General features: G+C 74.2%; 3 protein-coding genes. All 3 read left to right on the top strand.

All coding sequences use genetic code 11. The annotated features are described in order from the left end of the window. The first annotated feature begins 91 nt into the window (after positions 1-91). Entirely contained in the window at positions 92-676 is a 585-nt protein-coding gene (locus ACVMLK_RS20865; RefSeq protein ID WP_422923465.1) for a YcbK family protein, read from the top strand. Between the two features lie 65 nt (positions 677-741). Continuing rightward, positions 742-1212 carry a MarR family winged helix-turn-helix transcriptional regulator gene (locus tag ACVMLK_RS20860; protein WP_457487517.1) on the top strand — a complete coding sequence of 157 codons (471 nt, stop codon included), beginning with the start codon at positions 742-744 and terminating at the stop codon, positions 1210-1212. Next, the coding region (locus ACVMLK_RS20855; protein ID WP_457487516.1) for an FUSC family protein at positions 1209-2011 on the top strand (803 nt) is incomplete at its 3' end. The genes ACVMLK_RS20860 and ACVMLK_RS20855, both read left to right, overlap by 4 nt.

Raw genomic sequence — 2011 nt, 5'->3', positions numbered from 1 at the left:
CCGCGGCGCCGCGGCGGCCGGCCACTCCCGCCCGCGCTTCCGCGCCTGCCCCTGCCGGGCCTGTTCCAACCCCCACAGCCCAGATCGAGTGATGCGCTTCCGACGACATCCCGCCGATACCTGCCCCTGCTGCGACCCGGCCCTGGCGAGCCGGCGCGAGATCATCACCGCCGGCCTCGGCCTGCTGGCCTGTACCGCCGCGATGCCCGGCAGCGCGCGGGCGCAGCCGCCGCTGGCGCCGGTGCGGCGGCTGCGCGTCCAGCGGGTGCTCACCGAGGACAGCTTCGACGGCGTCTATTTCCGCGACGGTCGCTACGACCGGCAGGCGCTGCATCAGCTCGACTGGGTGTTCCGGGATCTCTCGGCCGCCGAGGTCACGCCGATGGACCCGCGCCTCTTCGACGTGCTGCACAGCGTGGCGGAGGCGCTCGACAACAGCGAATTCTACCAGATCTCCAGCGGCTATCGCACGCCGGAGCGCAACAGCGCGCTGCGCACCTCGCGCGTGTCCACCGTCAGCCTGCACATGTCGGGCATGGCGGCGGATTTCCGCCTGCCCGGCAGCAACGCCTATGGCGTCGCCCGGATCGCGGCCGAGATGCAGGTGGGCGGCGTCGGCCTTTACCGCCGGGACGGCTTCGTGCATCTGGACTGCGGCCCGCCGCGCCGCTGGTGAGGGGCCAGACCGCGCGGGTGGGAAGGCGCTTGCCATTTAGATAGCTGGCAAACTATCCATCCGGGATGCTCTCCCCGGACGATACCCTGCGCGCCGGCTTCGGCCTGCGCCTGCTCCAGCTGGGCCGCCTCTGGCGGCAGGCCGTGGATGCCGAGATCCGCAAGGATGCCTTCCCCGATGCTGGCTGGCGCGCCCTGCTCTGGCTGCATCGCGCGGGCGAGGAGCTGCGGCAGAAGGATCTCGCGGCGGCCATGGGCATCGAGGGGCCAAGCCTGGTCCGCCTGCTCGACGGCCTCTCGGCCGCCGGCCTGCTGCGCCGCGTGGCGGATGCCACGGATCGCCGCGCGCGCCGGCTGAGCCTGACGCCCGAGGGGCGCGCCGCCGCGGTGCGGATCGAGGCCCGGCTGCGCGGCGTGGAGGCGGAGTGGCTGCGGGATATCCCTGGCCCCGAACTTGCCGCCTGCACCGCGCTGATGGCCCGTCTGGAAGCCCGCCTGATGGCCCGGCGGGAGGAAGAGCGAGGCAGCGCGCGGTGAGCCGGGACCGGATCGGCTACGGGCTGCGGCTCGGCCTGGCCGCCCTCATCGCGCTGGCGCTGGCGTTGGCGCTGGGCCTGCCCAATCCCTACTGGGCGGCGATGACGGTCTGGATCACGGCGCAGCCGACGCGCGGCATGCTGGCCGAACGGCTGGCCTTCCGCCTGCTCGGCACCGTGGCGGGCGCGGCCGTCGGCCTGTTGCTGCTGCGCGCGACGCATGAGCCGGTCCTGGTGGTGGCGGCGCTGGCGCTCTGGCTCGGCCTCTGCATCGCCGCCGGCAATCTGCTGCGGCACTCCCTCGCCTATGGCACATTGCTGGCCGGCTACACGGCGGGCATCGTCGTGCTGCCCGAGTTCATCCCCGGCCTGCCGCCGCATGACCTTCCGGCGGCGCGCATCCTGGCGACGATCCTGGGGATCCTGGTCTCGGCCATCGTGACCTGGCTGCTGACGCCGGACTCGCCCCGCGAGGCCACGCTGCGCCGCATGAGCGAACTGGGCCGGGACGGCCTCGCCTGGGCCGCCGACTGCCTGCGCGGCACGCTGCCGGCGCCGGGTCTCGCGGCGCGCGAGCAGGCGCTGCTGGTGGAGCTGGCGCGGATCGAGGACGGCGCCGATCAGCTCGCCGCCGGCTCGCCCCGCGCCTATGCGCGCATCCGCGCGCTGCGCGGCGTGGTCGCGGCGTTGCTGTCGGTGATCTCCACCGCACGGCTGCTGCAGGCACGGCTGGCGGAACTGCCGCCCGATCCGGGGCTGGCGGCCTGGTGCGAGGATCTGGCCTGCCGCCTGGGCACGGC

It is taken from the genome of Teichococcus aerofrigidensis (assembly GCF_054073225.1).
This window is presented reverse-complemented; position numbering and strand designations above follow the sequence as displayed.